Here is a 25,960-nt window from a genome sequence, read left to right as displayed (position 1 = left end):
GGCTCCGGAGCACCCTCGACGGTCTGCCCGTTCCGGGAGGTGTTCATGCGGTTCGCCGATCGCGCCGCCGCCGGCCATCGCCTCGCTGAGCGGCTGACCCGGTTCCGGGACGAGAACCCGGTGGTCACCGGGCTGCCCCGGGGCGGCGTGCCGGTGGCGTTCGCCGTGGCGCGGGCCCTGCGCGCACCGCTCGACGTCATCGTGGTGCGCAAGCTCGGGCTGCCCTGGCGGCCAGAGCTCGCCTTCGGCGCCCTCGGCGAAGACGAGGTCCGCGTCATCGACGAGAACATGGTCCGCCGCACCGGACTGACCACGGACCAGATCGCGGCCGTGACCGAGACCGAAGGAGCCGAACTGCGACGCCGGGTCTCCCGGCTCCGGTCCGGACGCGAGCGGATCCCGCTGGCCGACCGGACCGTGATCGTCGTGGACGACGGAGTGGCCACCGGGGCGACGGCCCGCGCGGCGTGCCGCGTCGCCAAGGCACAGGGCGCGGCGCGCGTGGTCCTCGCCGTGCCGGTGGCCACGCGGGACGCCGCCGCAGACCTCCGCGCGAGCGCGGACGACGTCGTCTGCCTGCGGACACCGGCGGACTTCCGCGCCGTCGGCCAGTGGTACCGGGACTTCCGGCCGACCTCCGACGCAGAGGTCGGCGACCTCCTCCGGCGAGCCGCCGAGGACCGGCGGCCACCACCGGCGCCGCTCCTGCGGGACGACGAGGTCGCACTGCGGTCGGCCGGGGCCGTCCTGCCCGGCCACCTCACCCTCCCCGGCGGCCCCACCGGCCTCGTCGTCTTCGCCCACGGCAGCGGAAGCAGCCGGCACAGCCCGCGCAACCGCCACGTCGCCGCGGTGCTGAACCGGGCCGGCCTGGGCACGCTGCTGTTCGACCTGCTCGCGCCCGCCGAAGAAGCAGACCGCACGAAGGTCTTCGACATCCCGTTGCTCGCCGGGCGGCTTGCCGAGGCGACGAACTGGCTGCGCACCCAGCCGGGAACCACCGGACTGCCCGTCGGGTACTTCGGCGCGAGCACCGGCGCCGCGGCCGCGCTGGTCGCCGCGGCCGGAGCGGACGTCGACGTCCGCGCGATCGTGTCGCGTGGCGGGCGTCCCGACCTCGCCGGTGCGGCCCTGCACCGGGTGCGCGCCCCGACCCTGTTGATCGTCGGGGGAGCCGACGACGTCGTCCTGCGCCTCAACCGGCGCGCACGCGCCGCTATGCCCGGGGAGACGTGCCTGGCCGTCGTCCCCGGTGCCACGCACCTGTTCGAAGAACCCGGTGCGCTCGACCAGGTCGCGTACCTCGCCCGCGACTGGTTCACCACCCGTCTCGGCCGTGGGCCGAGGACCCCGGCACCCGCACTGGCCGAGTCCGGCCCGGGCGAAGGAAAGGAAGGCCCCGACGGCCGCAGTCCACATTCCGGCAGCGCGTCGTGAGGGGGTGGAGAGCGACCTCGCCGCGCTCGGCCGGCTCCGGGACGAGCATTTGCCAGTGCGCGTGCGGGCCCCACAGGATCTCGCGATCAGCCCTGCTGCGCAGGTTCGCCCACCGCGAACGCGTCCTCGTCCTGAGCCGGGTCCGGAAGTCCCGGGACCGAAGGTCCCAAGCCCCTCCCGCTCCGCCGCCGAGCGCGGTCGACTGAAGCAGCAGGGGGCCGAGAGCGGGAGGCCACTGATGCCGGACCACCGGATTCCGGACGCCGCCACCGTGCGGACCGCGGTCGCCATGGCCGTCCGCGCCCCGTCGGCGCACAACGCGCAGCCTTGGCAGTGGCGCATCGGGTACAGCACCTTTCACCTCTTCGCGGATCCGGAACCCCGGCCGCCGGAGAGCGAACGGGACCGGCGGGACCTGGTGCTCGGCTGCGGCGCGGCCCTGCACCACCTGCGGGTCGGGTTCGGTGCGCTCGGCTGGGCCACGACCGTCGATCGGTTACCCGATGCCGCCGATCCCGGCCATCTCGCCGTGGTGACCCCGCACTGGGCCGAGCCGTCCGAGCGGGACGTCGTGCTGGCGGCCGCGATCCCCCACCGCCGCTCGGACCGGCGACCGCACGGGAGCTGGCCGGTACCGCGCGAGTACCTCGCCGCGTTGAGCGGGGAAGCGGCTCGCGAAGGCGTCCTGGTGCGGGTGCTGGACCGTTCCGCCAGCCGGCTGGTCACCGCGGCGATCGCCGGCGAGTTCCCGCCCGATGCCGGGCGTCCGTCCCCCGTCCGGAGTCCGGCAGGCGCCGCGGTGCTGCACCGGCGGGCGGCACCGTCCGCCATCGCACCGGACAACGAGGGGACCGTGCTGCTTGTCCTGAGCACCCCGGGCGACGACACGTTCTGGCGCCTGCGTGCGGGCGAAGCGACGAGCGCGGTCCTGCTGAGAGCGACCGCCCTCGGGCTGGCTTCCTGCGCGCTCACCGAGCCGCTGGTGACTCCGGAAGCGCGGGAGGTCCTCGATGATCTCGTCACCGACGCCGGTGTCCCCCAAGTGCTGCTGCGCGTCGGCTGGGCGCCGGCCAACGCCGCGCCGTTGCCGGCAACACCACGGCGAGGCCTGGCCCACGTCCTCGAGCCGCTCCAGGCGCCACCGAAGTACCACCACCGCGCCGTCAGGTGAAGGACTTTGTGCCGTCGAAGGCCGTGACTTCCAGCCCTGCTCGGCCCGGTCGCCGGCCGGGCAGGGTGGGGAACGGCCGACGGCGGGAGGCGACGATGCGGTTCCGGGACCGGCGGGAAGCCGGCCAGACCCTGGCAGCGCGGCTGCACTACCTACGCGGGCACGAACCGATCGTCCTCGGCCTGCCCCGCGGCGGCGTCGCCGTCGCCCGCGAGGTCGCCGACGCCCTGCACGCCCCGCTCGACGCACTGCTGGTCCACAAACTCATCGCGCCACGCCGCCCGCACCTCGTCATCGGCGCGGCCGGCGAGCCCGGCGTCATCGTCAGCAACCCGAACACCATCCGGGCACTCAAGGTCACCCCAGCCGAATTCGGCCGGGTCGCCAGATCGGCGAAAGCCGAACTCGCCCGGCGCACCACCCGCTACCACCCGGACGCCCCGCCACTGCCGGTCGCCGGCCGGACCGTCGTCCTGGTCGACGACGCCATCACGACCGGCGCCACCACCCGGGCCGCGATCCGAGTGCTGCGGGCCAGAGAAGCCGGCCGGATCATCCTCGCCGTGCCGGTCGCACCCCTCGAGATCCTGGGGGCGCTCGCCACCGGCGTCGACCAGACCCTCTGCCCGGTCCCGCTGCGGCGCAAGGGCTCTGTCGGCGACTGGTACACCGACTTCGACCAGCTCGACGACACCGAGGTCCTCGAACTGCTGGCACGGGAGCCGGCCGCCACCGGAACGACCTGGACCTGATGCCGGGAGCGGGCACCCGCCGCCCCGTTCCGGCCCGGATTCAGCTCGCGTCGTCCGCTCCAGGCTCGACGAGTCTCCGTTCGACCGCGACGAAGCGGCTCGGATCACTTCCGGCCCGGGCCCCGCAGGCGAGCCAACGGCTGAACCCCACCGGATCGCGCCGCTCCATCTCGTCCAAGCAGGCCCGCCGGAGCGAGGCCAGCCACTGCCTGGCGCGGCCGCGACCACCATCGCCTCGACCACGTCTACCTCGCCCACACCGACCACGACGCACCGCAGGTCCCCCTCCGCCACACCGCCAACGAGCGCGCCGGCCTCATCGAACGACGCTGGTGGCCGGCGACCGCACTGGCCGCGTGCACGGACAAGCTGCTGCCGGCCGAGCTGCCGGAACTGATGAACGCACTGCTCGGCGACCGGTTCCCCAGCACTCCACCGGCTCTTGCCGCCTGCAGTCTCAGTCACCGCGGTGGGCGGGCGCACGGTGGTCCGGCGCAACGCATCGCGATCCGCGTCCGCAATGACTCAGCCCACCACGAGCCACTGCAGAGCTTCGGATCGCCCCACGGCCGGACACGCTTCCCAGCGCCCGGGGCTCTCGTGAGTTCGAGCACTCACCGGAGTGTCACCAACCTCAGGCCTCGATGCGAAGCGACCCTCGTCGACGAAGCGCCTTGCTCGCGGAGGCAGGCGGCGCCTACGACAGGGAACGCTTCGTCGGAGTGCGCGCAGCGACCTCCTCGAGCTCACCTTCCACGACCTCCTGGTCTTTCAGCGCGACTGTCGCTCGCAGCGTCTTGCTGCCCGTCTCCGGGAGTGTGAAGTAGACGGCGAGGCAGACGACGATGACCACGATCATGTAGAGAGCGACGAACCTGGGGTGCCCGGCGCCGACGAACGCGGCCGCGATCAGGGGGGCGGTGCCGCCGAAGACGGCGATCACCAGCTGGTGGGAGAAGCCGATGCCGGACACCCGGACCGACGCCGGGAACAGCTCCGCCTGGATGGTCGGGTACACCGCCTGCCAAATGCCCAGGACGATCCATCCCGATGCGGCCACCACGACGTAAACCCAGAAGCCCGGCCGGTCGAGAAGGAGCAGCAGCGGGTAGAAGAGCACGATCATGCCGACCGCACCCACGATGGGGAAGATCTTGCGCCAGCCGAGCCGGTCCGACAGCGCGCCGCAGATCGGCACGATGATGACCAGCAGGGTGAGCCCGATGACGCTGCCGACCAAGGTGGAGGACTTGTCCCGTCCGCTGGTGAGCTGGGCATAGGTGGGCAGGAAGGTTGCCCAGGTGTAGTAGGCCACAGCCGGCGCGGACAGCGCCGCCGTCTGCAGCAGAGCCTTCGGATGCTCACGGAGCAGAGCCAGCAGCCGTGCGGGTGCCGACTTCTTGTCGACGAGGGAACTGGCCTCGAACTCGGAGGTCTCGTCGGCGCGGGCCCGCAGGACGAGACCGACCACACCCAGGATGCCACCCACGAGGAACGGGATGCGCCAGCCCCAGGCCGCAAGCTCGGCCGGGGAGAAGGCCGAGGTGGTGATCGCGGCGGCCCCGGTCGCGGCGAGGGTCGCCAGGCCGCTCGCCATGTTCGAGAAGGACCCGAACAGGCCCCTCCTGTTCGGCGGGGCGTGCTCGACCATGAACGAGATGGCGCTCTGCTGTTCGCTGCCGGCCGAGATGCCCTGCAGGATCCGGGCCACCACGAAGAGGATGGGCGCCGCGTAGCCGATCGTGCCGTACCCGGGGGTGAGCGCGATGATCAAGGCGCCGAGCGCCATCCCGGACACGGACAGGGTGAGGACAGCCCGTCGGCCGTAGCGATCGGCCAGCGGCGAGACGATGATCCCGCTGAAGGGGCGGACCACGAACCCGATCGCGTACGTGAGCAGCGCCGCGATGAGCGAGGCGAACGCGGAGTGGCTCGGAAAGATCTGCGGAGCGAACACGGCGGCCAGCAGCCCGTAGACGTACCAGTCGTACCACTCGACGAAGTGGCCGATCGTGCCCGCCACCATGTTGACCGGGCGGCGAGGGCGTTCCAGAACCTCGGAGAGCTCGGAAGGGCTTGCCGTCCCGGAGGCGTCTGAGGAGTTCGTCGTCATTGAGCGCTCCACAATGAGATCGGTTGCTGAGATCGGTTGCAGAGACCGTAAGGAGCGTGCGAGTATTTGTCAATCACGCTCTCGACCAGACGGGACACCGGTGTTCACCAAGCTTGCGACATTGCGCACGATCGACGAGTCGGGTGCTGTGCTCATCGTCCGGCTGCCCGACGCGGACAGCGCGGAACGCGTCGCGCACGCCGCGATCGAGGGCGGGTTCCGCGCCCTCGAGATCACGCTCTCCATCCCCGGGGCCGTCGAGCTCATCCGACGGCTGGCCACCCGGTACGCACCGGACGGTGTCGCCGTGGGAGCGGGAACCGTCCTCGACGGCCACGCCGCGTACGAGTGCATCCGAGCCGGTGCGGCCTTCTTGGTCAGCCCGCAGCTCAACGCAGAGATGATCCGCGTCGCCAACCGCTACCAGGTGCCGACGATCAGTGGGGCCTTCACCCCGACCGAGATCCTCGAGACCGCCGAGGCGGGTGCGGACATCGTCAAGATGTTCCCGACCGATAACGCGGGTATCCCCTACGCCAAGGCCGTGCTCGCACCGCTGGCGCACCTGCCGATCATGCCCGCCGGCGGGGTCACCGCAGAGAACGTCAAGGAGTGGTTCGCCGCAGGCGTGGCGGGCGTCGGTGTGGGCAGCGCCGTCACCAAGGCATGGCAGCCCGACGGCGACTTCACCCGGGTGACCGCTGCCGCCCGCGACTTCCTGATGGCGGTGCGGGGCGCGCGCGGATGAACGCGCCGACCCTGCACATCGTCATCGGCACGGCGGGCTCCGGCAAGTCGACGATCGCCCAGCGCCTCGCCCGGCAGCACGGCGCCGCGTACCTCGACAAGGACGCGATGAGCGCGCGGTTCGTCGAGACCGCCCTGGTGTCGGCCGGGTACGACCCCGGCGATCGCGAGGCCAACCCGTTCTACCGCGACCACATCCTGCCGCTTGAGTACGACTCGCTGCTCGACGTCGCCGGGGCCAACCTCCGCCTCGGTTGCCCCGTGGTGGTCGACGCGCCCTTCAGCCCCTATCTGTCCGACCCCACCTTCATCACCGCGGCCGCGGAGCGCTTCGACTGGCCGCCGATCGACGTGGAGGTGGTACGTGTCCGCGTCTCCCCGAAGACGCTGCAGGACCGGCTGCGCAAGCGTGGCCTCAAACGCGACCAGATCAAGCTCGCCCATTGGGACGAGTACTGGGCCGAGCACGGCGGGCTGCGGTGCGCGTGGACCGGCGTACGGCTGTCAGAGCTCTCCAACGACGCGCAGGAGGCCCGATGATCAGCGGAACGACCACCCTCGTCGCGCACCTGGGCTACCCCACGCACACGTTCAAGTCGTCGCTGATCTGCAATCCCTGGTTCGAGAGGAACGGCATCGACGCCGCTGTCGTCCCGATGGGGATCAAGGCCGAGGACTACCTGGGCTTCTTCCGATCGATCTTCGCCCTCACCAACGTCCGCGGCGCGCTGATCACCATGCCGCACAAGGTCGCCACCATGGAACTGGTGGACGAGATCAGCCCGGCCGCCGCGATCGCCGGAGCGACGAACGCCGTGCTGCGGCGGGAGGACGGGTCGCTGCTCGCCGACCAGTTCGACGGCGCCGGCTTCGTCCGCGGCATGCTGCGCAAGGGTTTCGACCCGGCCGGGAAACGCGCGCTCGTCGTCGGCAACGGCGGGGTCGGTTCTTCGATCGCCGCGTCGCTGGCCGGCCTCGGCCTGGCCGAGATCGGCTTGTTCGATCCCGACGCAGCCGCCTCCGACGCGCTCTCCCAGCGCATCGGCCTGCACTACTCGGACCTGAAGGTCGTGGTGGGATCGCGGGATCCCGACGGCTACGACCTGATCGTGAACGCCACCCCCCTCGGGATGAACGACGGCGATCCGCTGCCGGTCGACGTCGGCCGCCTCGCGCCCGGTGCGTACGTCGGAGATGTGGTGCTCAAGACCGACATCACCCCGTTGTTGCGGGCAGCCAAGGACAAGGGCTGCCCGATCCAGGTCGGCAGCGACATGCTGTTCGAGCTGATTCCCGCGTACCTGGAGTTCTTCGGGTTCGAAGGCGCCACACCTGAAGAGCTGCGCGCAGCCGCGCGGTGACTGTGACTTTGATCCCCAGCTGGAGGAGTGTGCACAATGCGAGCTTTGGTCAGTGGCGGAAGCAGCGGCATCGGCGCGTCGACATGCGTCAGGCTCGCCGAGGCCGCTCTTGCGCGGGGCGAGCTGGCGCAGATCGCGGTGTGCGGCCATAAATTGACAACTGGTCAAGAGCAGATAGTCCGTTCGATTCAGTCGCTGGGCGGTACTGCGATCGCGTTGGTGGGCGACCTCGGTGATCCCGACGTGCCAGGTCAGCTCGTCGAAGCCGCGGTAGCCGAGTTCGGCGGCCTGGACGCGCTGGTGGCGAATGCCGGAATCGCCAGTCCCGGCGCAATCTGCGACTTGTCCGTCGAGGACTGGGACGACATGTTCTCCGTCAACCTCCGCGGCGCGTGGCTTCTCGCCAAAGCAAGCTACGCGCACCTGAAGCGCAGTCGCGGTTCGGCCTGCTTCACCTCCTCGATGTCCGGTCAGCTGCCCCATGCCGGGTCAGGTGCCTATAGCCCCAGCAAAGCCGCTTTGACCATGCTGGCCCAGACGCTCGCTTTGGAGTGGGCACCTGACGGTATCCGCGTGAACGTGGTGTCGCCGGGCATGACCCATACCGCGATGACCGAGAAAATGTACGCCGACCCCCAGATCAAGAAAGAACGGGAAGACATCATTCCGCTGGCAAGGATCGGGGAACCCGCGGATATCGCGAACGTGATCGAATTTCTGGTAGGCCCGCTGTCGGGTTATGTCACCGGGCAGGACATCTGCGTCGACGGCGGCTTCTCAAAGTCTATTCTCAGCCATATTCCCGGTCGGCCGAGCTCCAGCTCTTGAGGCTCAATGTGCCCACTGCCGGAAACGTCCGATCCTGGGACGTCCGCAATCGAGTACCGGCACAGTCGATGGCTGTTCATCGGCGGGCTGGTCATGTGCGTTTTCTTCGGGTTGGCCACCGTCTTCCCGGACGTCGGAACCCCGTCGGCATCGTCGAAGAATCTACGTGGACTGCGGTGGCGAGCCGGTCGCAAATCCGACCTGATCGCGCGAGGGCAGTGGCGTCAGCTCTGGTGTTCACTGCCGTGGACCGTCGCTTCGTCACCCGCCACGCAGCGCTGACGAACGGCCTGCCCAACAGCGCCATGGTCCGACAGTTGCCCCAGGAGATAGCCAGAGTCCAGCCGGACCCACTCCACTAGTTTCCCAATTTCCAGCCTTTATCGACAAGGTCGCGCATTGCTTGACCGAACTCGAACAAGGTGTTTTCTTCGCGAATCACCTCAAGAACAACATTGCTCACTCCACAAGTTGCTTCGACAGCAGCTCCCAACCCTGCGAAATCCACCACCCCGGTGCCGATCGGATCATGACCCCACGTCTCCAACCCCGTGTCAGAAATATGAACGAGCGCAATATCATCCTGATACGAGAGCAAGCCCGTCACGGGATCTTCCTCGATATAGGCAGCGTTGGCGACGTCGTACACGATCTTCAGCGCGTCATCGTCGACCGTACTGACGATACCCGCCAGATCCCGGACGGTCGGAGCGAAGCAGTACGGAGTATTTTCCAGAAGTAGCCGCGTGCCGGCCTGCTTGGCCAGTGGAATCAGGCCACCCAGGCTCTCGTGCATCCATCCGTGCGCTTTTTCGAGTGAAGGTGAAATCATGGGGCGTCGCGTACCGGGTGATATCACGACGTCGGGGACATCCCAAGTAACAGCCAAGTCGATCACCGACTTGATGTGCTCAATACTCTTGCGACGCATGTTCGCACCGGGACTTGCCAGATTGATGTCATATCCACCGGCATTGAGCGATCGGATACTCGCACCGTAATCACTGAGCCTCGCCTTTACGGCCGAGCGCTCCGAGCTGGAAATTTCATCCGGCCAACAATGCGGAGAGCTGATCGGAACTTCGAACGTCGAATACCCATCGTCGACCAGTTCCGCAATGGCATCGATCGCCGTAGCCGACCATAGATACGAAAACGTGTTGATGATCACGTCGAAACATCCCTCACTTCTTGGCGTGGCTGCTCCAGGCTCGTCCGGGTTGCTCCTCGGTGGGGAGCCCGGCGGCGGCGAGGATGCGATCGAGGAGCAGCTGGGTCTTCACCGCGTCAGCCCCGGACGTCAAGGGCTCACCGCGGTCCCGGACCCGGTCGAGGAAGTGGTGAACCGCTCCGGCGAAGCCGAACGTCTGCGTCGCCGTCGCCCAGCCGAAGGCCTCGGGCGACATCTCGCGCACGGTCGTCCCGTCGGGCCGGGTGATCGAGATCCGGTCGGGCGCGGTGACGTTCGCGCTCGCCGCGCCTCCGTGGGCGTCGAGTTTCTCGCTCCAGCCGCCGGCGTCGCGGGCCCCCACGAGCACGCCGGTGTGACCGTTGTCGAACCGGACGAGCGCGGCCACGCCGTCCTCCTGCCAGCGGTCCTCGCCGGCCGCGTGCGCGCTGACGTCGACGGGCTCGCCCCCGCAGTACCAGCGCAGCAGGTCGACCATGTGGATCGCGTTTTCGAAGGTGGCGCGGTACTCGGAGCCTGCCCGGTTCTTCTGGGCGACGCAGAAGCTCGCGCCGCTCTCCCCGAAAGCCGCGCGACCGGCCTCGTACACCGGAGCGAAGCGACGGTTGAACCCGACCATCAGCACCCGCTTTCGTGCGGCGGCCAGCTCGGCGAGGGACTGCGCGTCGGACGCGCTCGTCGCCAGCGGCTTCTCGCAGAAGACGTCGACGCCGGCCTCCAGCGCGAGTCGCGTCGCGTGGACGTGCTCCGACCGGGGCGTGAGGACGAACAACGCGTCCAGTTCCTCCGCCTCGAGCAACGCCTCGACCGTAGGATAGGCACGGCGGAAGCCCCAGCGCCGCATCAGGGGCTGCGGGTCATCTTTGCGGGTGACCAGGCCCCGAAGCTCCACGTCGTCGCGCGCGACGAGGGTCGGGAGCTGGGCGATGCTCGCGATGTTGCCGGCGCCCGCCACCCCGATGCGCAGCACATCCGGACTCGTCACGCGGGCACCACCGCGGCGAGCATCTTGCGGAGCGCGAGCGCGGAGTCCTTGAAGCCGATCGCGGGGTCGGGCAGGTCCTGCGGATGCCACCGGTACTCGTACTCGAGGGAGAGCACGTCGTCGTAGCCGCGGCGCACGAGTTCCTCGAGGATGTCGGGCCACGGCACGACGCCCGTACCGACGACCCGGGATCGGACGGCGCGTTCCTCGGCCTTGACCCGGGCGGTGTCCGAGGCCCGGAAGGGTGCCTCCGGGTCCTTGAAGACCAGGTCCTTCACGTGCACGTGGCCGACGAGCTCGCCCTGGACGGCAAAGGCCTCCTGCCAGGTCTCGTCATGGGTGAAGGTCAGGTTGGCCTGGTCGTACAGGACGCGGACGGAGGGCGAGCCGACCTCGCCGACGAGACGGGCGGTATCGGCCGCGGTCTGCGTCATGGTGCCGAAGTGGTTCTCGACGCAGAGCACGACGCCCGCGTCCGCGGCCTCGGGCGCGAGGACGGTCAGCGCGCTCCGCAGCTGCTCCCAGTGCCGGGCGTGCTCGGTGTCCCCCGGGTGCCAGGCGCCGGCGTACACCCGGACGCGGGTCGCACCGACGGTGTGCGCGGCCTCGATGCAGGCGCGGAACTCGTCGATCCCCTGTTGCCGGCTCGCCGCGTCGAGGCTGTTGATGGCGGTCGTGTACGGGGTGAGGGCGACGATCGGGACACCTTCGGCGTCGGCGATCGCGGCGGCCTGCCGCGCGGACCGCGGGTCCGACGGGCTGATGGCCGCCGGGTAGTCGTCCTGGTAGATGACTTCGGCGGCGTCGAGACCTGCCGCGGCGAAGAGGCGCAGCGCTTCGGCGAGGTCACGGCCCGGGGTTCCCAGCGTGTGTCCGGCGATGATCATGAGAGAGGAGTGCTCCTTTGTGGCGGGCGGTTCCAGTCCGCCGGGCCGACGAGGTTCGGGGGGTTCTGCACCCGGGACCGGTCGACGAGCTCCATCAGCAGGCCCCAGGGGGTGACGAAGTACGTCCACCGGTTGCCGGCCACGAGGGGGCTGTCGGGACCGACTTCCTTGCGGCCGCCGAGGATCCGGACGTCCGGGATCGTGGCGAGGTGGGCGATCGCCGCGTCGACGTCGTCGACGACGAAGCACAGGTGATGACCGCCCCGGTCGCTGTGCCGGGGATGCTGGGTCCGCCGGTCCGCGGACCGCCACTCGAACAGCTCGACGTTCAGGTTCGGCGGGAGCCGCAGCATGGCGAGTTCGAGGGCAGCGTCCGGCGGGACGTCGAAGTTCGCCGGCATGAACGACGGGTCGGGTCCGCGCCGGGAGCGGTAGAGTTCCTCCGCCCCGAGGACCTCGACGAAGAAGCGCACCGCCTCGTCCAGGTCGGGGACTGTGTACGCGGCATGGTCCACGTGACAGAGCCCGGGCAGCAGCCGGCCGGTCATCGCACGGGCCTGGTCGAGGAGCGGACGAGTAGCTGCGGCTGGAGCACCACGTGCTCGACCGAGCCGCCGTTCGCCACCTGCTCGGCGAGCCGGATGGCGATGCGGCCCATCTCGGCGATGGGTTGCTGCACCGAGGTCAGCGGCGGGTTGCTGCGGGCGCCGAACGCCAGGCCGTCGAAGCCCACCACCGAGACGTCGCCGGGGACCGACATCCCCCGCGAGCCGAGTGCGCTGATGAGTCCGAAGGCGACCAGGTCGTTGCCCGCGATGACGGCTGTCGGCCGCTCACGCAGGCTTACGAGCTCTTCTGCGGCACGTTCGCCGGCGCCGACGCCGATCCCGTTGCTGTCGAGCTCGATCGGCGTCATCCCGTGCTTCTCCGCCAGCGTCCGGTAGGCCTGGCGTCGGTCGGCGGCGGTGTGCGTCCCCGCGATTCCCGAGACGTAGGCGATGGAGGTGTGCCCGAGCTCGAACAAGTGGTCCAACGCGAGCGCGATCCCGGCCGCGCTGTCGACGGTCACTGTGGATGCCTGGTCACCGGACTCGACCCGGTCGATGACGACCAGCCGCTTTCCGAAGCCCCGGGACTCGAACTCGGCGGGAAAGACCCGGGCGTAGGGGGCGATCACCGCGAACGGCGCGTACATCGCCTGCATGGCGTCGAGGTACCGGGCCGTGGCGTCCGCGTCGTTCTCCGTCACGCACAGCACCAGCTGATAGCCACGCTCCCCCGCGGCGGCCGTCATGGCCTTCGCGAGCTCGGCGAAGTACGGGTTGGTGATGTCGGGGACGACCAGCGGCACGAGGGTGCTGACCTTGGTCCGGAGCGCCTGGGCGAGCGGGCTCATCCGATAACCCATGGCGGCCGCCACCTGGCGGACGTGCTCCAGGGTCTCCCGCTTGACGGCCTCGGGGCGGGAGAACGCCCGCGAGACCGTCGACCGGTGGACCCCGGCTGCCGCCGCTACCTCATCGATGCTGGGTGTGGACACCGGTTCTCTCCTGTCGGCCGTGCGCGTACGCGTCCCAGATGACGGCCATCGTGGCCTCGAGATCGCTGATCCGCGGGAGTTCCACGAAATCACGTCTCAGCTGCTCGGCCACCTGGTCGACGAACAATCCGTACAACGGATCGCTGTCCACGTCGATGACCGCGGTCTCCGTGACGCCGTCGACGGAGGTGAACGACGCGTTCCCGTCGGACCCGATGGTCGCGGCCCCCGCGGCGCCGATCCGCATGAAGGAGCAGTGCCGCTTGAGCGGCGCCCCGGGGAACGCGTATCCCACCTCGATGGTGGCGATCCGTCCGTCGGCCGTGGTCAGCGTCATCGAGGCGTAGTCCTCGACACCACGGCCGTGCAGCCTCGACGACAAGGCCGCCGTCACCGCTACTTCCTCCGCACCGGCCGAGCGGAGGAAGAGATCCACGAAGTGCGGAGCGAGGTTGACCATGCACCCGCCGCCGGCGCGCTCGACGTCGACCATCCACGGACTGCCGTTGACGAGGTAGCGGTCGGGCGGGCCCGCGATGAACTGCACGCTCTCGTACTCCGAGCGGCCGGCCTTCGCCAGCCAGCGGTCGGTCGGGCCTCCCCGCTGCACGAGAGTCACGGCGACCGGTACTCCGGCGGCGTCCGCGGCCGCGCGGACGTCGACCAGTTCCCGCAACGACACCCCGGCCGGCTTCTCCACGACGAGCGGGATGCGCCGGGCGACCAGAGCGAGGCAGACCTCGCGCATGACGTCGTGCGGGACGAAGACGTACGCCAGTTCGGCGTCCCCGTGGGCCGCAAGCACTTCCTGCCAGGACTGGTAGAGCGGCGCGTCCCAAAGACGCGCAAGGTGCTCCGTGCGCGACGGGTCGGGGTCGCTGACCCCCACGACGTCGTGTTGCTCGGCGATCCGGTCCGCGCACAGGGGCACATGCCAGTGCGACGCGCCGAGGATGATCGTCTTGGCTTTTTTCATGCCTGCGCACCACCGGAGCCGAATATCCCGTCGGCGAACTCGCCGGTCCGCGGAGCCTGGCGGCGCCCGACCAGCGCACTGTCACCGGCACGCAGATCGGGAGGACCAGTGGTCATGAACCCCTCATTGAGATCGATTGCTGAGATCGGTTGCAGAAAAAGCTAACGGAGGACCACCTACGTGTCAACCACGGCCCTCGTTGATCTACCGCCGAAGAGCGCGAACGCGCCGGTACCGAGCCAGGGGCCCGGTCTTCTGGGCGCGGCCCAGCTCGATGCAAGCGGATGAGGTTCTCGGGTCAATGCGGCCAGTGCGGCAGCGACTTCCGACCGGCGGTTACGGCGGATACCCCTTCACTCCGGGCGCACACGGCAAGATCGCCGCCGAGGACCTGATCGGGCACCTGCACGCGCACGTCGTGCACCGGTCCGAAAACGAGCCGGACCTGCTCTACATCGACCTGCACGTGCTCTACGAGGGCGCCAGGTGCAGCACCGTGCTGAGCTGCCGGCGTGGTCGGACAGTCCGGGAGCGATGCCCGGCGCCCGCTCCCGATCTCAACGAGGAAGGCGACTGCCTCGCCCAGCGTTTCTCCCAGGCCCTAGACGATTGATGCGTAAGTCTGGGTGGTGACCGGAGACGGACGAAGGGTGCCCAAGATCCGTTTGTGACGACAGACCTGAACACCCTTCTCACCGCACTCTACGTCAAGATCGACGACCACCTCACGGGCCGGCGCCGGATGGGCCGCCCGCCCAGGCTGACCGACGCCGAACTGGTGACTCTGGCGGTGGCCCAGGCACTGCTGGGATTCACCTCCGAAGCCCCCTGGCTGCGATTCCTGCCCACCCGCATGCCCGGCGCGTTCCGCTACCTGCCCGGCCAATCCGGCTACAACCGCCGCCTGCGCGCCGCACTGCCGCTGATCAAGCAGGTCATGCGCTGGCTGGCCGCGGACACCGACCTGTGGACCGACACCACCTGGATCGTCGACTCCACCCCGGTCGAATGCGGCCGATCCCGGCTCACCGTGAAACGCTCGGAGCCGGCCGGCTGGGCCAAATACGGCTTCTGCCGCTCACATTCCCACTGGTTCTGGGGACTGCGGCTGCACCTGGCCTGCACCCGAGCCGGCCTCCCCATCGCCTGGGCCCTGGCCGACCCGAAGGTCGACGAGCGGCAGGTACTCATGGCCATCTGCGACCACGAACCCCACCTGCTCGCCGACCGACCCGGCCTGCTGATCATCGCCGGCAAAGGCTACGTCTCCCGCGAACTCGACCACTACCTCACCGAACGCGGGGTCCGGCTGATCGGCCCTCCTACCGCAACCGCCAGCCTCACCCCGGTGAACCCCTGCTCAAGTCCATCCGCCAGCTCATCGAATCGGTCAACGACACCCTCAAAGGCCAACTCGACCTCGAACAACGCGGCGCGCTCAGCCGAGAACTGGTCAAAGCCGATCTCGACGCCGTGACCGACGGGCTCGCGGTACGACTGGCCGACCGATTCGACGGGCTCGCCATCCGGCTGCGCCGGCACATCCTCAATGCCCGCCGGCTCGCTCCGGCGAGCGCGGCGCTGCTGACGTACCGACCGATGCACTGGGCCGCCGACGCGCGGGACGACCTCAACCTGGTCTACACCCAGTTCCGCTGCTACCTCGCCTACGCCGCGGCGATCCTGCGCGCGTTCGGCGACCACGCGGACGCCGTGATCGACGCACTCCGCGGCACCGAAGCCGACGCCATCCGCCACCTCGCCCAGGCCCGCGTCTGGCTCGCCCTGGACCCGGTCGCCGCCGCCACACACGTCGACGACTGGCAGGCGTTCGAGAAGAAGGCCCTGGACCGAGCCGGTTCCTGATGGCACCCGTCAGTCCTCGGCGGTGCAGTTCGGCCTCGGCTCGCCGGGCTCGGGCCGCCTCGGCGGCGACTCACTCGTGGAAGCCTGGCCGGCGCCACGAGCCGGACACGATCTGTAGGCACTTCTCCCAAAAGGGGGCATCTGGGCCGTTATCGATATTTCGCGCCGGTTGGCTTGCTCCGACTGGAAGGTCACCATGCGGAAGTTCGCGACACTATGGGAAGGTTTTCGCAGGTAGCAGCCGTCGATTCACTCCTTTGCCGGAAAGACTGTTGATCAGGTACGGGGATAGCGTGGTCGGCGCTGCGGTGACTACTGCAGCCCAGGGGGGCACATGAGCTCGCAACAGCAAAAACTCCGGGTGGTCCCGGCGTCAGCCGTTCGCCACGTACAGCGCCTGACGCCGGTGACCCGCACGGAGGCGCTGACTGCGCTGCAGTGGAACCTCGTCGCACGCACCGACGACGACCTGAGCCTGACGTTCGTCGTCGATCTCTCGAGGCAACGAGTCAGCAGCATCGCGGGCGTACAGGTGACCGAGGGAAGCGACAGCGTCACCGTGGCGATCCTCGGATTCCGCGCGACGGGCGACGTCGACCGCGTCGCGAGTGCGCGATACGGCGAGTACATGATCGACCTTGCCGAACCACTGGCCGGTCGCACGGTCGTGAATTCCGAACAATAAGTTCCATCACCTCAGTTCCCCTGCCGGCATCACTTGAATGCAACGAGGAGTTGAATTGAGATACAGAAGATTCATGCCCAATTCGACGCTGGCACTATTGTTGGTCGCAGCGAGCTGTCCGACAACAGCAATCCTCACCACGTCGACGGCATCCGCAGCTTCATCCACACCATTCGGCGAACTCCGAGCCGAGATCAACGCATCACCGCAGGCGTACGGGGATCCTTTCTACGACCAATCCACGAACACGCTGCACGTGACCATGGCACACCCCGAGGCCCTGAAAGGGACACCGGCACTTCGATCCTCGGACGACGTCGACGGCGAAGCACTGGGCGCGAGGCAAAACGTCGCTATCGAGGTCGACAGCGTGAAGTACAGCCACGAAGAACTCAAACGAGTCATGGATCAGATCTCCACCACGCAGCCGTGGACATCCGACGTCAAGGCATCGCTGGCCACCTGGGGCATCGATCCGAAAGCGGACAAAGTAGAGGTCGGTCTCACCCAGGTGACGCCCGCCATAGCTCAAGAGGCATCGGCGCTCTTCGGGGACAAAGTCGAGCTGGTCACTCGATCTCGCGACAAGAGCGCCGACAAAATCACCAAACTCAGCGGCCTACCCAAGGTCGTGAAAATCGCATCGCAGGACAACGCGAAAACGGGCACCTCCGCCCGAAAGAGCTTCGCACCGGCGGCAGCAGGGCCACCTTTGGTCGACTCCGAGCCCTACATCGGCGGCGACCGCATGTGGCGGGAGTTCAACGTAGCCGGGCAGGAGGAACTGGAGGAGTGCACGGCCGGGGGAATGTGGAGCACCGGCGCCGACGCCATGGCGTCCGCGGGGCATTGCAGCCAGCCGAACATCAACTGGACGCAGGGCTACTACGACCAGCCGAACAACACGCTTTGGGAAACCGGCCACATGGGTTTTGCCTTCGTGAACGCCTTCAGCGAGGGTGGATCCGACTCCATGCTGCTCGACGGCGGGAACTACGCCCCCTACGTGTGGAGCAGCGCCAACGGTGGACTGCAAGCCACGCCGGTCACCGCCGCCACGACGGTCGCGGTCCAAGGCGTCGCGGTTTGCTTCGATGGATCATTCTCCGGTACCCAGTGCTCAGGCCACGTATCGATCCCGGATCAGTGCTCGATCGTCGAAGGCCCCAACCCGGAAACCGGAATTCCCACAGATGTGACGGTGTGCAATCAGACGCGGGTAACGTCAGCGACGTCGATCGTCCAGTTCGGTGACAGCGGCGGCCCGGTCTTCCTGGATCTCGGCACGAGTGGCGCCGCCGCACTCGGCGTGATCTCCGCGCTCAACGACAACGGACTCACGGGCGTGTACGCCAACAGGACCGGCATGATGGCCCACTTCGTCGGAGACTTCGTCATCTGATCGCAAAGCGCTCACCTCGCCATCCGTCCCCAGCCTGACAAGTAGAAGCACCGGCCAGATCCACACGAAGCCGCGGAGGTTCCACGCTCGATCTCCGCAGTTGATCGTGATTCCGGCCCACGGCCGCCGCACAACGACGGCCGTGGGCCGAAGTCGCTGCTGTGAACTCGTGCGCGACCGGTGATCCGCTCAGCCGACGACCCTCCACTCGCGACGACGTCGCGGCCCGCGCTGGTTGATCAAGACTGCGCGCGACGTCCGGACAGACGTCGGTGCCGTGGCGCAGGGTCCCGACTTCTCGACGGTTCCGACACGAGCTCCGAGTGGGTGGAGCTGTGAACCGTCTCCGAGGTATCACCGGGAACTCAGTCGATGTGCAGCTTGAACGCATGCGTGCAGTCGCTCGGACAGGCGAAGATGTTCAAGGCGCCCTGCCTGCCGAACTCCCACCCGACGGGATCCAGCCGGCCGACCTCGCAGGAGCACAGCTCGTCTTCGTTTTCATAGGTGTGCAGCGACAAAAGGAGACGAAGGCCCGTGCCACAGTCCTCGCAGTTCAGTTTCCACGGACTGGTTTGCCACCAGAAAGCCCAGCCGCCGACCTTGCTGGCCTGGATGACCGGAGGCCACCCCTCGTAGTCGTCGTCGACGAAGCCGGCCTTGTCCACAAACGACAGAGTCGATTTGATCTCGTCCGGCACTTCGTCGAGATCCGGATATTCGACGACCTGGCACGGGTTCAACACGCACGGACGCGGGATGAACTCGGCGTCGACGGTCGCCGGCCGTGGCGGTGGCCCGGCCGGCTCGGTCACCTCCGCGGACGCTCGCCAGACCATGTGGACTCCGGGACCGTAGAAGTCGGCACCGTTGTGCTCGTTGGGGCAGAGCAACACCTGCAGCAGATCGGTGCCGTCCGGGAAGGGCAGGTCCGGGAAGTCACGGCGGAAGAGCTGGATCGCGCTGACCAGCGCGACCGGCTCTTCAACCTGGTGCTCGGGCGTCCAGCCCTCCTGCGGTCGTCCGCTGGAGGTGGGCATCCGTCCGTCGCAATGCGGCCACGGCTCGGCGGCGGGCCACCACAGTGGGCCTCCGATGTGGCTGTCGCGAGCGGTGGGCTCGCCGGGCTTCGGGTGCAGGCGGGTGGCGGTGCGCGCGAGTTCGGTGATCCCCGGGATCTCGCGGCCGTTGTCGGTGGGTGCTGGGGTGGTCGGCACGATCGCGGACACTACCGGGGCTCACCGACAATTTTGACGCTGCTGGGCTGGACCGCGCCGGCAACGCGAGCGTGTCGAGCCGCCTCTCGATGTCGGCGAACCTCAGGCGCCTTTCGACGGCTTCGCCAGCACCGGGGGTGGGTCGGCGGCTACTTGGCGGTCCCTGGACCGCCCTCCACCACGTGGTTGCCGAGGTCATCGGGTGGACCGCGCGCTGGGGGCCGGCCGTTGTCCCGGTATTCGCCTTGGCCGCGGCGGGGCAAGCCGCGGGCCGACGGTGGTGGCGACGCCGCTGCCACGACACGCTGCTCACCGACGCGCGGTGCGTCACCGTGCTCGCGCCGCCGACCGTCGACCCGGCCGGTGGTGCCCTGCTCTGGTCCGCGCCGGGCGGGCGAAGACGTTCTTCTGGACGGTGTAGGCGTGGAACCAGGCCGTCCGACGGGCGATCAACGATGCCTGTTCGCGTCCGCTCTCAACGAGTTGTTTGGACGGAACGGGCGCGTGAGCAGGCTCGGATGGCACGTGCCGGGTTTGCCGCCGCTGCGCGGAGCGCACTGTCATGCCGCTGATCGGACGGCGCCGGCTGTTGGCACCGGGTCACCACCGCCGAAAGAGTACGGAGTACTGCCTCGAGAGGGTTCACCGTTCGGTGATCGCGAAACTGTCGTCGAGCTTGGCCACGAGGTCCCAGACCATGCCGGGAGCAAACTCATGCGCCCATTGGGTGGCTGCGTCCAAGAAGCCGAGGAGGTCTTGGTGCGTGCTGTGCAGTTGAGCGGTGACGATATCCAACGGTGCCGTGATCGCGCGCTCGATCGGGGGCGGGGCCTCGCCGAGGCCACCGTCGGGCCAGATGCGCACGGCGTTGTCGAGGTGCTCCACCCACGGTGCGGGGCTGTGGCCGAGCCACGGCTGGCCACCGTGCGGGACGGTGGTCCATTCGCGCCAGCCCTCCAGGCCGCAGCAGCAGCTCGGCGGGATAGCGACCCCTGTCTGCGAGTCGCGGGCCAGCAGACCGCCGGCGGCGATCAGGCAGTCGGTCTCGATGATGGCCTGAAGCACGGCGACAGCGTCACGAGGATGTGCCGCAGAGGCATCGGACCCCTGAGGCTGCAGGGCCGCCATCACCGTGCCGACCTCGAGCGGGGACATGCCCGCTGACATGTGGACAAAGGAACGCCCGACACGGGCTGCGACCGGCCAGAAGGTGAACCCGGTCGCGTCGGCCGCGTCGATCACCGGTTCCAGGACGAGCATGGCGGTCAGTCTTCACGGGCAGTGCACCAGCCGCAACGACGTTTGCTCGGCGCTCTTCACACGGCCCACCACCTTCGCACCCGCCCGAGGCACGATCCCGATCGACCGACCCCACGCACACCGCTGTTCCCCGCGCACTCGGCGAGCGGCAACCCCGGGAACGAGACGGCGGATCTTGCTCCAGCTGATCTGAGCCCTACGGCATGGCGGCGTGGAGGCCGGCCAAGACCACATCGACGATCTTCTCGGCCACCTCGCGGGTGAAGGGGTGGCGTCGCCGGATGGCGTAGAGGTACACCGGCCCGGACAGCAGTTCGGTGAGGAAGTAGCTGTCGACAGGGGGGATCTCCCCCTTTCCGACGGCGCTGTCGAATCGCCGGCGGACGGTGACGAGCCGTCGGTCGAAGACCGCCCGGACCACCTCGTCCAGATCCGTGTTCCCGGCAGCCGCGATGCCGGCCTGCAACAGAGCCCGGCCGATCGAGCTCGACACACGCTCGGACAACACCACCAAGAAGTCGACCAGATCCCGGCGAAGGTCGCCGGAGTCGTGGAGAGGTGCGGAATCCTCCGCGTACTGCAGCAACGCGTCGCTGACGAGTTCGGCTCGGTCCGGCCAGTTGCGGTAGACGCTGTTCTTGTTGACCCCGGCGAGTTCGGCGATCTCCTCGTAGCGCAGGCCGGCTACGCCGTTTCGGGCCACGAGCTCCGTCGTCGCCGCGAGAATCTGCGACCGCACTCGAGCGTTGCGGCCACCCGGTCGCGCTGGGCGCGCGCCGGCGTCGGTCGTCTCCGAGGTCTCCGTGTTCTCCGGCACGCCTCCGATTTTCCCATCTCTCGCCGTGGACAGCGCGGCGGACGGAGGCTACCTTAAAGAGACGAACAGTATCTTTAAGGAGGGCGCCAGTGTGACCACCTCACTGGGCACGGTGAAGACCGGCGAGATCGAGATCGCCTACGCGGAGTCCGGTGCCGGTGAGCCGGTGATCCTGCTGCACGGCGGCGAAAGCACCCGCATCCAGTACGACACGTTCCGGCCCCTGCTCGGTGCCGGCATCCGGGCGATCGCCTACGACCAGCGCGATTCCGGAGCGTCGGTCAACCCGCCCGATCCCTACGGCATCCCCGACCTGGCCGAGGACTGCGCCGCGCTCATCAGGGGACTCGGGTACGAGCGAGCGCACCTCTTCGGATCCTCGTTCGGCGGCTTCATCGCCCTGCAGGTCGCGGTGTCGATACCCGGCGCCGTCCAATCACTGACGGTCGGCGCCACCTTCGCCGACGCCTCGGCCCTGCAAGCACCCGTGGCCTCCGAGATCGTCGAACTGTCTCCGTCGCAGCGCGATGCGCGGATGCTCGCCTTCGCCCTGTCCGAACGCGGGCAAGCAGACGAGGAAGTGGTGGCCGAGCTCAAGTCGATCCTGGTCCATCGCCCACCGGAGGCGGATGCGCGGCGGCTGGCCGCGATCCCGGGCTTCGACCTCACCGGACGCCTGCCCGAGATCACGGCGCCCACCCTGCTCGTCTACGGCGAGGACGATCCCGCGGCCAGTCCCGAAATCGGACGGAAGCTCGCCGACGCGATCCCCGGGGCGAGGCTGGCGGTGATTCCGGACGCTCGCCACGGAATCACGATGGAGTTCGCCCGGGAAACCGCTCGGTTGCTCCGCGATTTCGTGCTCGCCCACCCGTCGCGGTCAACGCGCTGAAAATTCCCGGCTACCTTGTGGAGAACGCATGAAAATCCTCGTCTCCGGCGCGGGCGTCGCCGGTCTCTCGCTCGGACGTGACCTCGGGATGCGAGGTCATCACGTCACGATCGTCGAGCGCGCCGATCGACTCCGGGGCAACGGTTCGCCCATCGACGTCCGCGGCGACGCGATCGCGGTCACCGAGAAGATGGGCATCCTGCCCGCGGTCCGCGACGCGCGGATCCGCATGACCGAGCAGGTGCATTTCGTCGACGAGAATGGCGTGGCCATCGGCCGGCTGCCCGCCGATATCGGCGATTCGGCCGACGACATCGAGATCGCCCGCGAGGACCTGTCCCGGATCCTGGCCGACGCGCTGCCCGAAACCGTGGACCTGCGGCTGGGCGAGTCGGTGAACTCGATCGCCGAGCACGACGACCGCGTGGATGTCGGCTTCGTCTCCGGCAGATCGGAGAGCTTCGATCTCGCCCTCGGCGCCGACGGTGTGCACTCGGCGGTGCGGCGGCTCGTGTTCGGACCGGAGCAGGACTGGATCCGGCATCTCGGTCTCTACGTCGCCATCACCGACATGCCTGGCCAGGCCGATGCCGAAGCCGAGCGGATCAATCCCATGTACAGCTATCCCGGGCACATGGCCGGCATCGCCCGGTTCAAGGACAAAGCCATCGGTCTGCTGATGTTCGCGTCGGATACCCTCGACTACGACTACCGCGACGTCGAAGCGCAGAAGAAGATCCTGTTCGACCGGTTCGCGGAATGCCGTTCGTGGAAGGTCCCCACGATCCTCGACGCGGTGCGCGCCGATCCCGACATCTACTTCGATTCGGTCAGCCAGATTCACCTGCCCACCTGGCACCGGGGCCGGGTCGCGCTCGTGGGCGACGCGGCCCACTGCGCATCCCCTCTCGCCGGCCGGGGCACGTCCCTGGCGATCACCGGAGCTCAGTTCCTCGCGGAGGAACTCGATCGTGCGGAGGGAGATCACGTGACCGCGTTCCGGCGATACGAGGCCCGCCAACGGCCTTACGTCGAATTCGCCCAGGGCACGGTCGAGGGTGGTGGTGCCCTTCTGGTGCCACCCACTCAGGAAGCGATCATCGCACGGAACCGGCTGCTCCAGCCGGTCGCGGCGGGTCGGTAGCGTGCCGTATGGGGCCCGGCCGTACTCGTTGCGACCGGTCCGCGGGGTGCGGTGGCGGGAGATCGCGACCAGTGCAGTGCGCGCCTACACCGAGGCGAGGCGCTCGGCGGCGGCCGCACGCACGTCCGTGTTCTCGATGGGAGAATCACGCAGCCGGCCGAGCCGTCGGCGTACCTCGCCGGTGAGCGGCGCATGTCGCGCGGCCGCCATCCGGACATCGCCCTCGCAGTCGGCGAGCGCATCAGGCAACTGCTGCCGTGTGGTGTCAGGATCCAGCGTCAGCAACGCATTCACGTAGGCGGCCCGTTCGTAAGAGTGGGGGCTTCGGTGCCACAGCGAACTCGGCAGGGTCCCCCGTGTTCGGTTTCGTGAGCGCGTGGACCAATCCGATCCTCCGCACGTCCGGGCGGACGGCCAACTGGTCGGCACGGCCGAGAGCGTTTCGGAGGACGTATCCGGATCAGCGAGCAGGCTGAGCAACCCGGCGACCGGAGCGTCGCGATAGGACAGACTCGGACACCGCCAGGAAGCCGACGGAACGTCGATCGGAGCGAGGTCGTCCCACCATTCGCCGGGCCAGGTGCCGGCGACGGCCTGCAGGACCTCGACCCAACGTTCACCCTCACCCACATACTCGCGCAAAGCGTCCACCGCCGCGGTGACGGGTATCCGGGCAAGGGCAGCCAGTACGTCGACGCTCTGACCGAACCGGTTGCCGTCGTACCCGGTGTTTCGCCCGGTGCGCCAGAGCTGTTCGACGATGGGGTCGATGGACAACTCGACGTCGAGGACCAGCCGGGCGAGATAGACCGCCCGCTCGTCGACCTGCCGGTCCCACCGGTAGTCCCGGCGCACGCAGTCCAATACGAGTTCTGGTGCGGAGCGCCCTGCAACGTCTCGGCGGACGCGTGGTACGAGCTGTCGCCTCACGGCCGATCCGTCTTCAAGGTGCCCAGGGCAGCCGGACCGCCTCGATCTCGACGTCGCTCAGCAGTGCTTCGACCAGGCGCGAGGGGCCGGCGACCTTGGTGGCCCACAGGTCGTAGTCGGTGCACAGGCACCACGAGCGGTCCTCGGCCCAGAGGTTCGACGGACTGAAGTCGATCTCGGGGTCGTCGTACAGGATCTCGGCGTTGCCGAGCTTCCCCGCCCGCACGTCGAGGTTCTCGAAATCGGTGGCCCCGAGAACCAGCGGGCTGTAGTAGGCCAGGCAGGGAGTGTCCGGGCCCGCGGGACTGTGTTCGATGAGAACGTCGATCAGCCGCGTCCAGGTCTCGCGGTCCAGGCTTCCTTCAGTGGGCGGGACGATGCCGAGCGGCCAGCTCCCTTCCTTCGTGGCCGAGGGGAAGCAGCCGTGCGACGGAAGCAGGCCGTCGGGGATGACGGGGTCACCGGTGCGCCGGGCGAGTTCGGCCCAGCGCAGCCGCCGCCAGCCGGGGCCGGGGTGTTCGGCGCGACCCAGCCCGCCTCCTGTGGCCACGCTCCCGGCTTCGAGGTCGATGCCGCCGAAGACGTGGGGCCGGACGTGTCCCTCGGCGATCCGCGCCTGGCGGTACTCGTGGTACGACGTCTCGCCCGGCCCTCGCTCGTGTTCGTACAGGGCGTTGAGCACCCAGGCCGCGTCCGGCATCGCGGGCGGCATGAATCCGGTCAAGCCGTCGCCGCACCTGTCCCGCAGCCAATCGACGGCGCCGGAGGGGGCGGACGGCCACGGGTTCGACTGCTCGAGCACACGCTCACCCTACGGCTGGTCCGTCGGCCGCATGACGAGCCCGTCCAGCACCACACGACGTTCTGAACTGCTCGCTCACCACGAAGCCGCCGGTGGAGTGTCCAGCCGGCCAGGTCCGGTGGGAGGTGACAGCTCCTGGGCCGAGTTCGTGGACAGTTGGCACACAGCCGGTCACTGATCGTAAAGATCCTGCAATAATCACCAGTCACCCTGGGCGACAACAAGCACACTGAACGCTACCGTCAGGGGACGCGATCATGAGCGACGACTCGACGACAACCGCTGTCCGCCCAACCCAGGTGACACGGATCGGTGGGTTGGCGCACCGACCGGCGGTGCTTGCCCTGCTGGCGGTGGTCACCGTGGTGGATCAACTCGGCAAGTGGTGGGCCTGGCGGCACGCACCTCTGGCGAAAATCAACTACGGCGGCAACTTCCTCGTCGGCGACACGATCAGTCACTGGTACGCCGACCCGGCCACCGGCGCGCTGCTCGACCTGATGGACTTCGGTGTGCTGACTGCCGCCGCGGTCGTCCTGATCCGCCGCCGGCCGTCAGCGGTCGTTCTCGTTCCCGCCGGCCTCATGGTCGGTGGCTGGATCAGCAATCTGTTCGATCGCCTGGGGTTGCACTACCTGACCGCCCCGGGCAGCGTGCGCGGAGCGGTTGACTTCATCGCGCTCGGTCCGATTCGCTACAACCTGGCCGACGTGTTCATCGTCTGCGCCACGCTTCTGTTCATCCTCGCCGTGATCGCAAGCACCTTGTCCGCCAACCGGCTCCCAGCCACGTCACCCGCACCCCCGACACGACACCATCGACGTCGAACATGGTTGTCCGGAGTCGCCACCGCCACCTGTCTCGTCCTGGTCGTCGGTTTCGGCGCGCTGAACTACGGCGGCGTGACCACGCCGAACCCCTCCCCCAGCGACAACAGCACCCGATGACCGGCGCACTCG

The 25,960-nt window shown here is 68.6% G+C and carries 26 protein-coding genes and 1 pseudogene; 15 read left to right on the top strand and 12 right to left on the bottom strand.

From position 1 onward, the window contains the following. Positions 1 to 45: 45 nt before the first annotated feature. From H4696_RS05475 to H4696_RS05465, 3 genes are all read left to right on the top strand, one after another. Entirely contained in the window at positions 46 to 1,437 is a 1,392-nt protein-coding gene (locus tag H4696_RS05475; RefSeq protein WP_086857669.1) for a phosphoribosyltransferase, read from the top strand. A 238-nt stretch (positions 1,438 to 1,675) separates the two neighbouring features. Next, positions 1,676 to 2,608, top strand: a complete 933-nt coding sequence (locus H4696_RS05470) for a nitroreductase family protein (RefSeq protein WP_086857667.1) — start codon at positions 1,676 to 1,678, stop codon at positions 2,606 to 2,608. A 95-nt stretch (positions 2,609 to 2,703) separates the two neighbouring features. Beyond that, positions 2,704 to 3,360, top strand: a complete 657-nt coding sequence (locus H4696_RS05465) for a phosphoribosyltransferase (RefSeq protein WP_192782090.1) — start codon at positions 2,704 to 2,706, stop codon at positions 3,358 to 3,360. Positions 3,361 to 4,057: 697 nt separating this feature from the next. Here the strand turns inward: H4696_RS05465 and H4696_RS05460 are convergent. Next, entirely contained in the window at positions 4,058 to 5,473 is a 1,416-nt protein-coding gene (locus H4696_RS05460) for an MFS transporter (RefSeq protein ID WP_086865642.1), read from the bottom strand. Positions 5,474 to 5,573: 100 nt separating this feature from the next. Here H4696_RS05460 and H4696_RS05455 point away from each other — a divergent pair, with 100 nt between their 5' ends. From H4696_RS05455 to H4696_RS05440, 4 genes are read left to right on the top strand one after another with little or no spacing between them, the layout of a single operon-like run. Then, positions 5,574 to 6,221 (top strand): bifunctional 4-hydroxy-2-oxoglutarate aldolase/2-dehydro-3-deoxy-phosphogluconate aldolase, encoded by a 648-nt coding sequence (locus H4696_RS05455; protein ID WP_192782089.1) that lies wholly within the window; start codon positions 5,574 to 5,576, stop codon positions 6,219 to 6,221. Then, a complete protein-coding gene (locus H4696_RS05450) occupies positions 6,218 to 6,760 on the top strand; it encodes a P-loop nucleotide/nucleoside kinase family protein (protein ID WP_086865644.1) in 543 nt (180 codons plus the stop codon). The genes H4696_RS05455 and H4696_RS05450 overlap by 4 nt, the downstream gene beginning before the upstream one ends. Further along, complete coding sequence (locus tag H4696_RS05445) at positions 6,757 to 7,581, top strand: shikimate dehydrogenase family protein (RefSeq protein WP_192782088.1); 825 nt, start codon at positions 6,757 to 6,759, stop codon at positions 7,579 to 7,581. Before H4696_RS05450 ends, H4696_RS05445 begins: the two co-directional genes overlap by 4 nt. A gap of 36 nt (positions 7,582 to 7,617) precedes the next feature. Continuing rightward, a complete protein-coding gene (locus H4696_RS05440; RefSeq protein WP_086862500.1) occupies positions 7,618 to 8,409 on the top strand; it encodes an SDR family NAD(P)-dependent oxidoreductase in 792 nt (263 codons plus the stop codon). Positions 8,410 to 8,767: 358 nt separating this feature from the next. Here the strand turns inward: H4696_RS05440 and H4696_RS05435 are convergent, their stop codons facing one another. The 6 genes from H4696_RS05435 to H4696_RS05410 are packed head-to-tail and all read right to left on the bottom strand — an operon-like array spanning position 8,768 to position 13,986. Next, positions 8,768 to 9,580 (bottom strand): sugar phosphate isomerase/epimerase family protein, encoded by an 813-nt coding sequence (locus H4696_RS05435; protein ID WP_086862501.1) that lies wholly within the window; start codon positions 9,578 to 9,580, stop codon positions 8,768 to 8,770. 13 nt (positions 9,581 to 9,593) lie between these two features. Further along, on the bottom strand, positions 9,594 to 10,583 hold the full coding sequence (locus H4696_RS05430; RefSeq protein WP_086862502.1) for a Gfo/Idh/MocA family protein: 990 nt from the start codon (positions 10,581 to 10,583) through the stop codon (positions 9,594 to 9,596). Beyond that, on the bottom strand, positions 10,580 to 11,470 hold the full coding sequence (locus tag H4696_RS05425) for a sugar phosphate isomerase/epimerase family protein (protein WP_086862503.1): 891 nt from the start codon (positions 11,468 to 11,470) through the stop codon (positions 10,580 to 10,582). Before H4696_RS05425 ends, H4696_RS05430 begins: the two co-directional genes overlap by 4 nt. Continuing rightward, complete coding sequence (locus H4696_RS05420) at positions 11,467 to 12,018, bottom strand: VOC family protein (RefSeq protein ID WP_086862504.1); 552 nt, start codon at positions 12,016 to 12,018, stop codon at positions 11,467 to 11,469. The genes H4696_RS05425 and H4696_RS05420 overlap by 4 nt, the downstream gene beginning before the upstream one ends. Continuing rightward, complete coding sequence (locus H4696_RS05415; protein ID WP_086862505.1) at positions 12,015 to 13,010, bottom strand: LacI family DNA-binding transcriptional regulator; 996 nt, start codon at positions 13,008 to 13,010, stop codon at positions 12,015 to 12,017. Before H4696_RS05415 ends, H4696_RS05420 begins: the two co-directional genes overlap by 4 nt. Further along, the gene (locus H4696_RS05410; protein WP_086862506.1) at positions 12,988 to 13,986 is read right to left on the bottom strand and encodes a Gfo/Idh/MocA family protein; all 999 of its coding nucleotides are present in this window, start codon (positions 13,984 to 13,986) and stop codon (positions 12,988 to 12,990) included. Before H4696_RS05410 ends, H4696_RS05415 begins: the two co-directional genes overlap by 23 nt. A 310-nt stretch (positions 13,987 to 14,296) precedes the next feature. On the opposite strand from H4696_RS05410, the gene H4696_RS05405 reads away from it, so the two are divergent. From H4696_RS05405 to H4696_RS05385, 5 genes and pseudogenes are all read left to right on the top strand, one after another. Next, positions 14,297 to 14,599, top strand: coding sequence for a hypothetical protein (locus H4696_RS05405; RefSeq protein WP_086862507.1), 303 nt, complete (start codon positions 14,297 to 14,299; stop codon positions 14,597 to 14,599). A 54-nt stretch (positions 14,600 to 14,653) separates the two neighbouring features. Further along, a pseudogene (locus H4696_RS49790) lies at positions 14,654 to 15,447 on the top strand (IS982 family transposase); the annotation flags it as partial. Between the two features lie 12 nt (positions 15,448 to 15,459). Further along, on the top strand, positions 15,460 to 15,852 hold the full coding sequence (locus H4696_RS05395) for a hypothetical protein (protein WP_169735072.1): 393 nt from the start codon (positions 15,460 to 15,462) through the stop codon (positions 15,850 to 15,852). 334 nt (positions 15,853 to 16,186) lie between these two features. Further along, on the top strand, positions 16,187 to 16,537 hold the full coding sequence (locus tag H4696_RS05390) for a hypothetical protein (RefSeq protein ID WP_143265221.1): 351 nt from the start codon (positions 16,187 to 16,189) through the stop codon (positions 16,535 to 16,537). A 73-nt stretch (positions 16,538 to 16,610) separates the two neighbouring features. Further along, the gene (locus H4696_RS05385; protein ID WP_143265222.1) at positions 16,611 to 17,939 is read left to right on the top strand and encodes a chymotrypsin family serine protease; all 1,329 of its coding nucleotides are present in this window, start codon (positions 16,611 to 16,613) and stop codon (positions 17,937 to 17,939) included. 365 nt (positions 17,940 to 18,304) lie between these two features. On the opposite strand, the gene H4696_RS05380 is transcribed toward H4696_RS05385, so the two are convergent. From H4696_RS05380 to H4696_RS05370, 3 genes are all read right to left on the bottom strand, one after another. Then, complete coding sequence (locus tag H4696_RS05380) at positions 18,305 to 19,168, bottom strand: YwqG family protein (protein ID WP_225955597.1); 864 nt, start codon at positions 19,166 to 19,168, stop codon at positions 18,305 to 18,307. Positions 19,169 to 19,798: 630 nt separating this feature from the next. Beyond that, positions 19,799 to 20,416 (bottom strand): hypothetical protein, encoded by a 618-nt coding sequence (locus H4696_RS05375; RefSeq protein WP_086862511.1) that lies wholly within the window; start codon positions 20,414 to 20,416, stop codon positions 19,799 to 19,801. 196 nt (positions 20,417 to 20,612) lie between these two features. Further along, on the bottom strand, positions 20,613 to 21,233 hold the full coding sequence (locus H4696_RS05370; RefSeq protein WP_086862512.1) for a TetR/AcrR family transcriptional regulator: 621 nt from the start codon (positions 21,231 to 21,233) through the stop codon (positions 20,613 to 20,615). Positions 21,234 to 21,258: 25 nt separating this feature from the next. On the opposite strand from H4696_RS05370, the gene H4696_RS05365 reads away from it, so the two are divergent. Beyond that, a complete protein-coding gene (locus H4696_RS05365; protein ID WP_249027095.1) occupies positions 21,259 to 22,125 on the top strand; it encodes an alpha/beta fold hydrolase in 867 nt (288 codons plus the stop codon). 28 nt (positions 22,126 to 22,153) lie between these two features. Next, on the top strand, positions 22,154 to 23,269 hold the full coding sequence (locus tag H4696_RS05360) for an FAD-dependent monooxygenase (RefSeq protein ID WP_086862513.1): 1,116 nt from the start codon (positions 22,154 to 22,156) through the stop codon (positions 23,267 to 23,269). An 84-nt stretch (positions 23,270 to 23,353) separates the two neighbouring features. Here H4696_RS05360 and H4696_RS49785 read toward each other — a convergent pair whose 3' ends face one another. Continuing rightward, a complete protein-coding gene (locus tag H4696_RS49785) occupies positions 23,354 to 24,124 on the bottom strand; it encodes a hypothetical protein (protein ID WP_225955596.1) in 771 nt (256 codons plus the stop codon). A gap of 88 nt (positions 24,125 to 24,212) precedes the next feature. Further along, complete coding sequence (locus H4696_RS05345) at positions 24,213 to 25,001, bottom strand: hypothetical protein (protein ID WP_086862514.1); 789 nt, start codon at positions 24,999 to 25,001, stop codon at positions 24,213 to 24,215. A 257-nt stretch (positions 25,002 to 25,258) separates the two neighbouring features. Here H4696_RS05345 and H4696_RS05340 point away from each other — a divergent pair, with 257 nt between their 5' ends. Next, a complete protein-coding gene (locus H4696_RS05340; protein ID WP_086862515.1) occupies positions 25,259 to 25,948 on the top strand; it encodes a signal peptidase II in 690 nt (229 codons plus the stop codon). The last annotated feature ends 12 nt before the right edge of the window (positions 25,949 to 25,960 follow it).

Source organism: Amycolatopsis lexingtonensis (genome assembly GCF_014873755.1).
Lineage (GTDB): Bacteria > Actinomycetota > Actinomycetes > Mycobacteriales > Pseudonocardiaceae > Amycolatopsis > Amycolatopsis lexingtonensis.
This window is presented reverse-complemented; position numbering and strand designations above follow the sequence as displayed.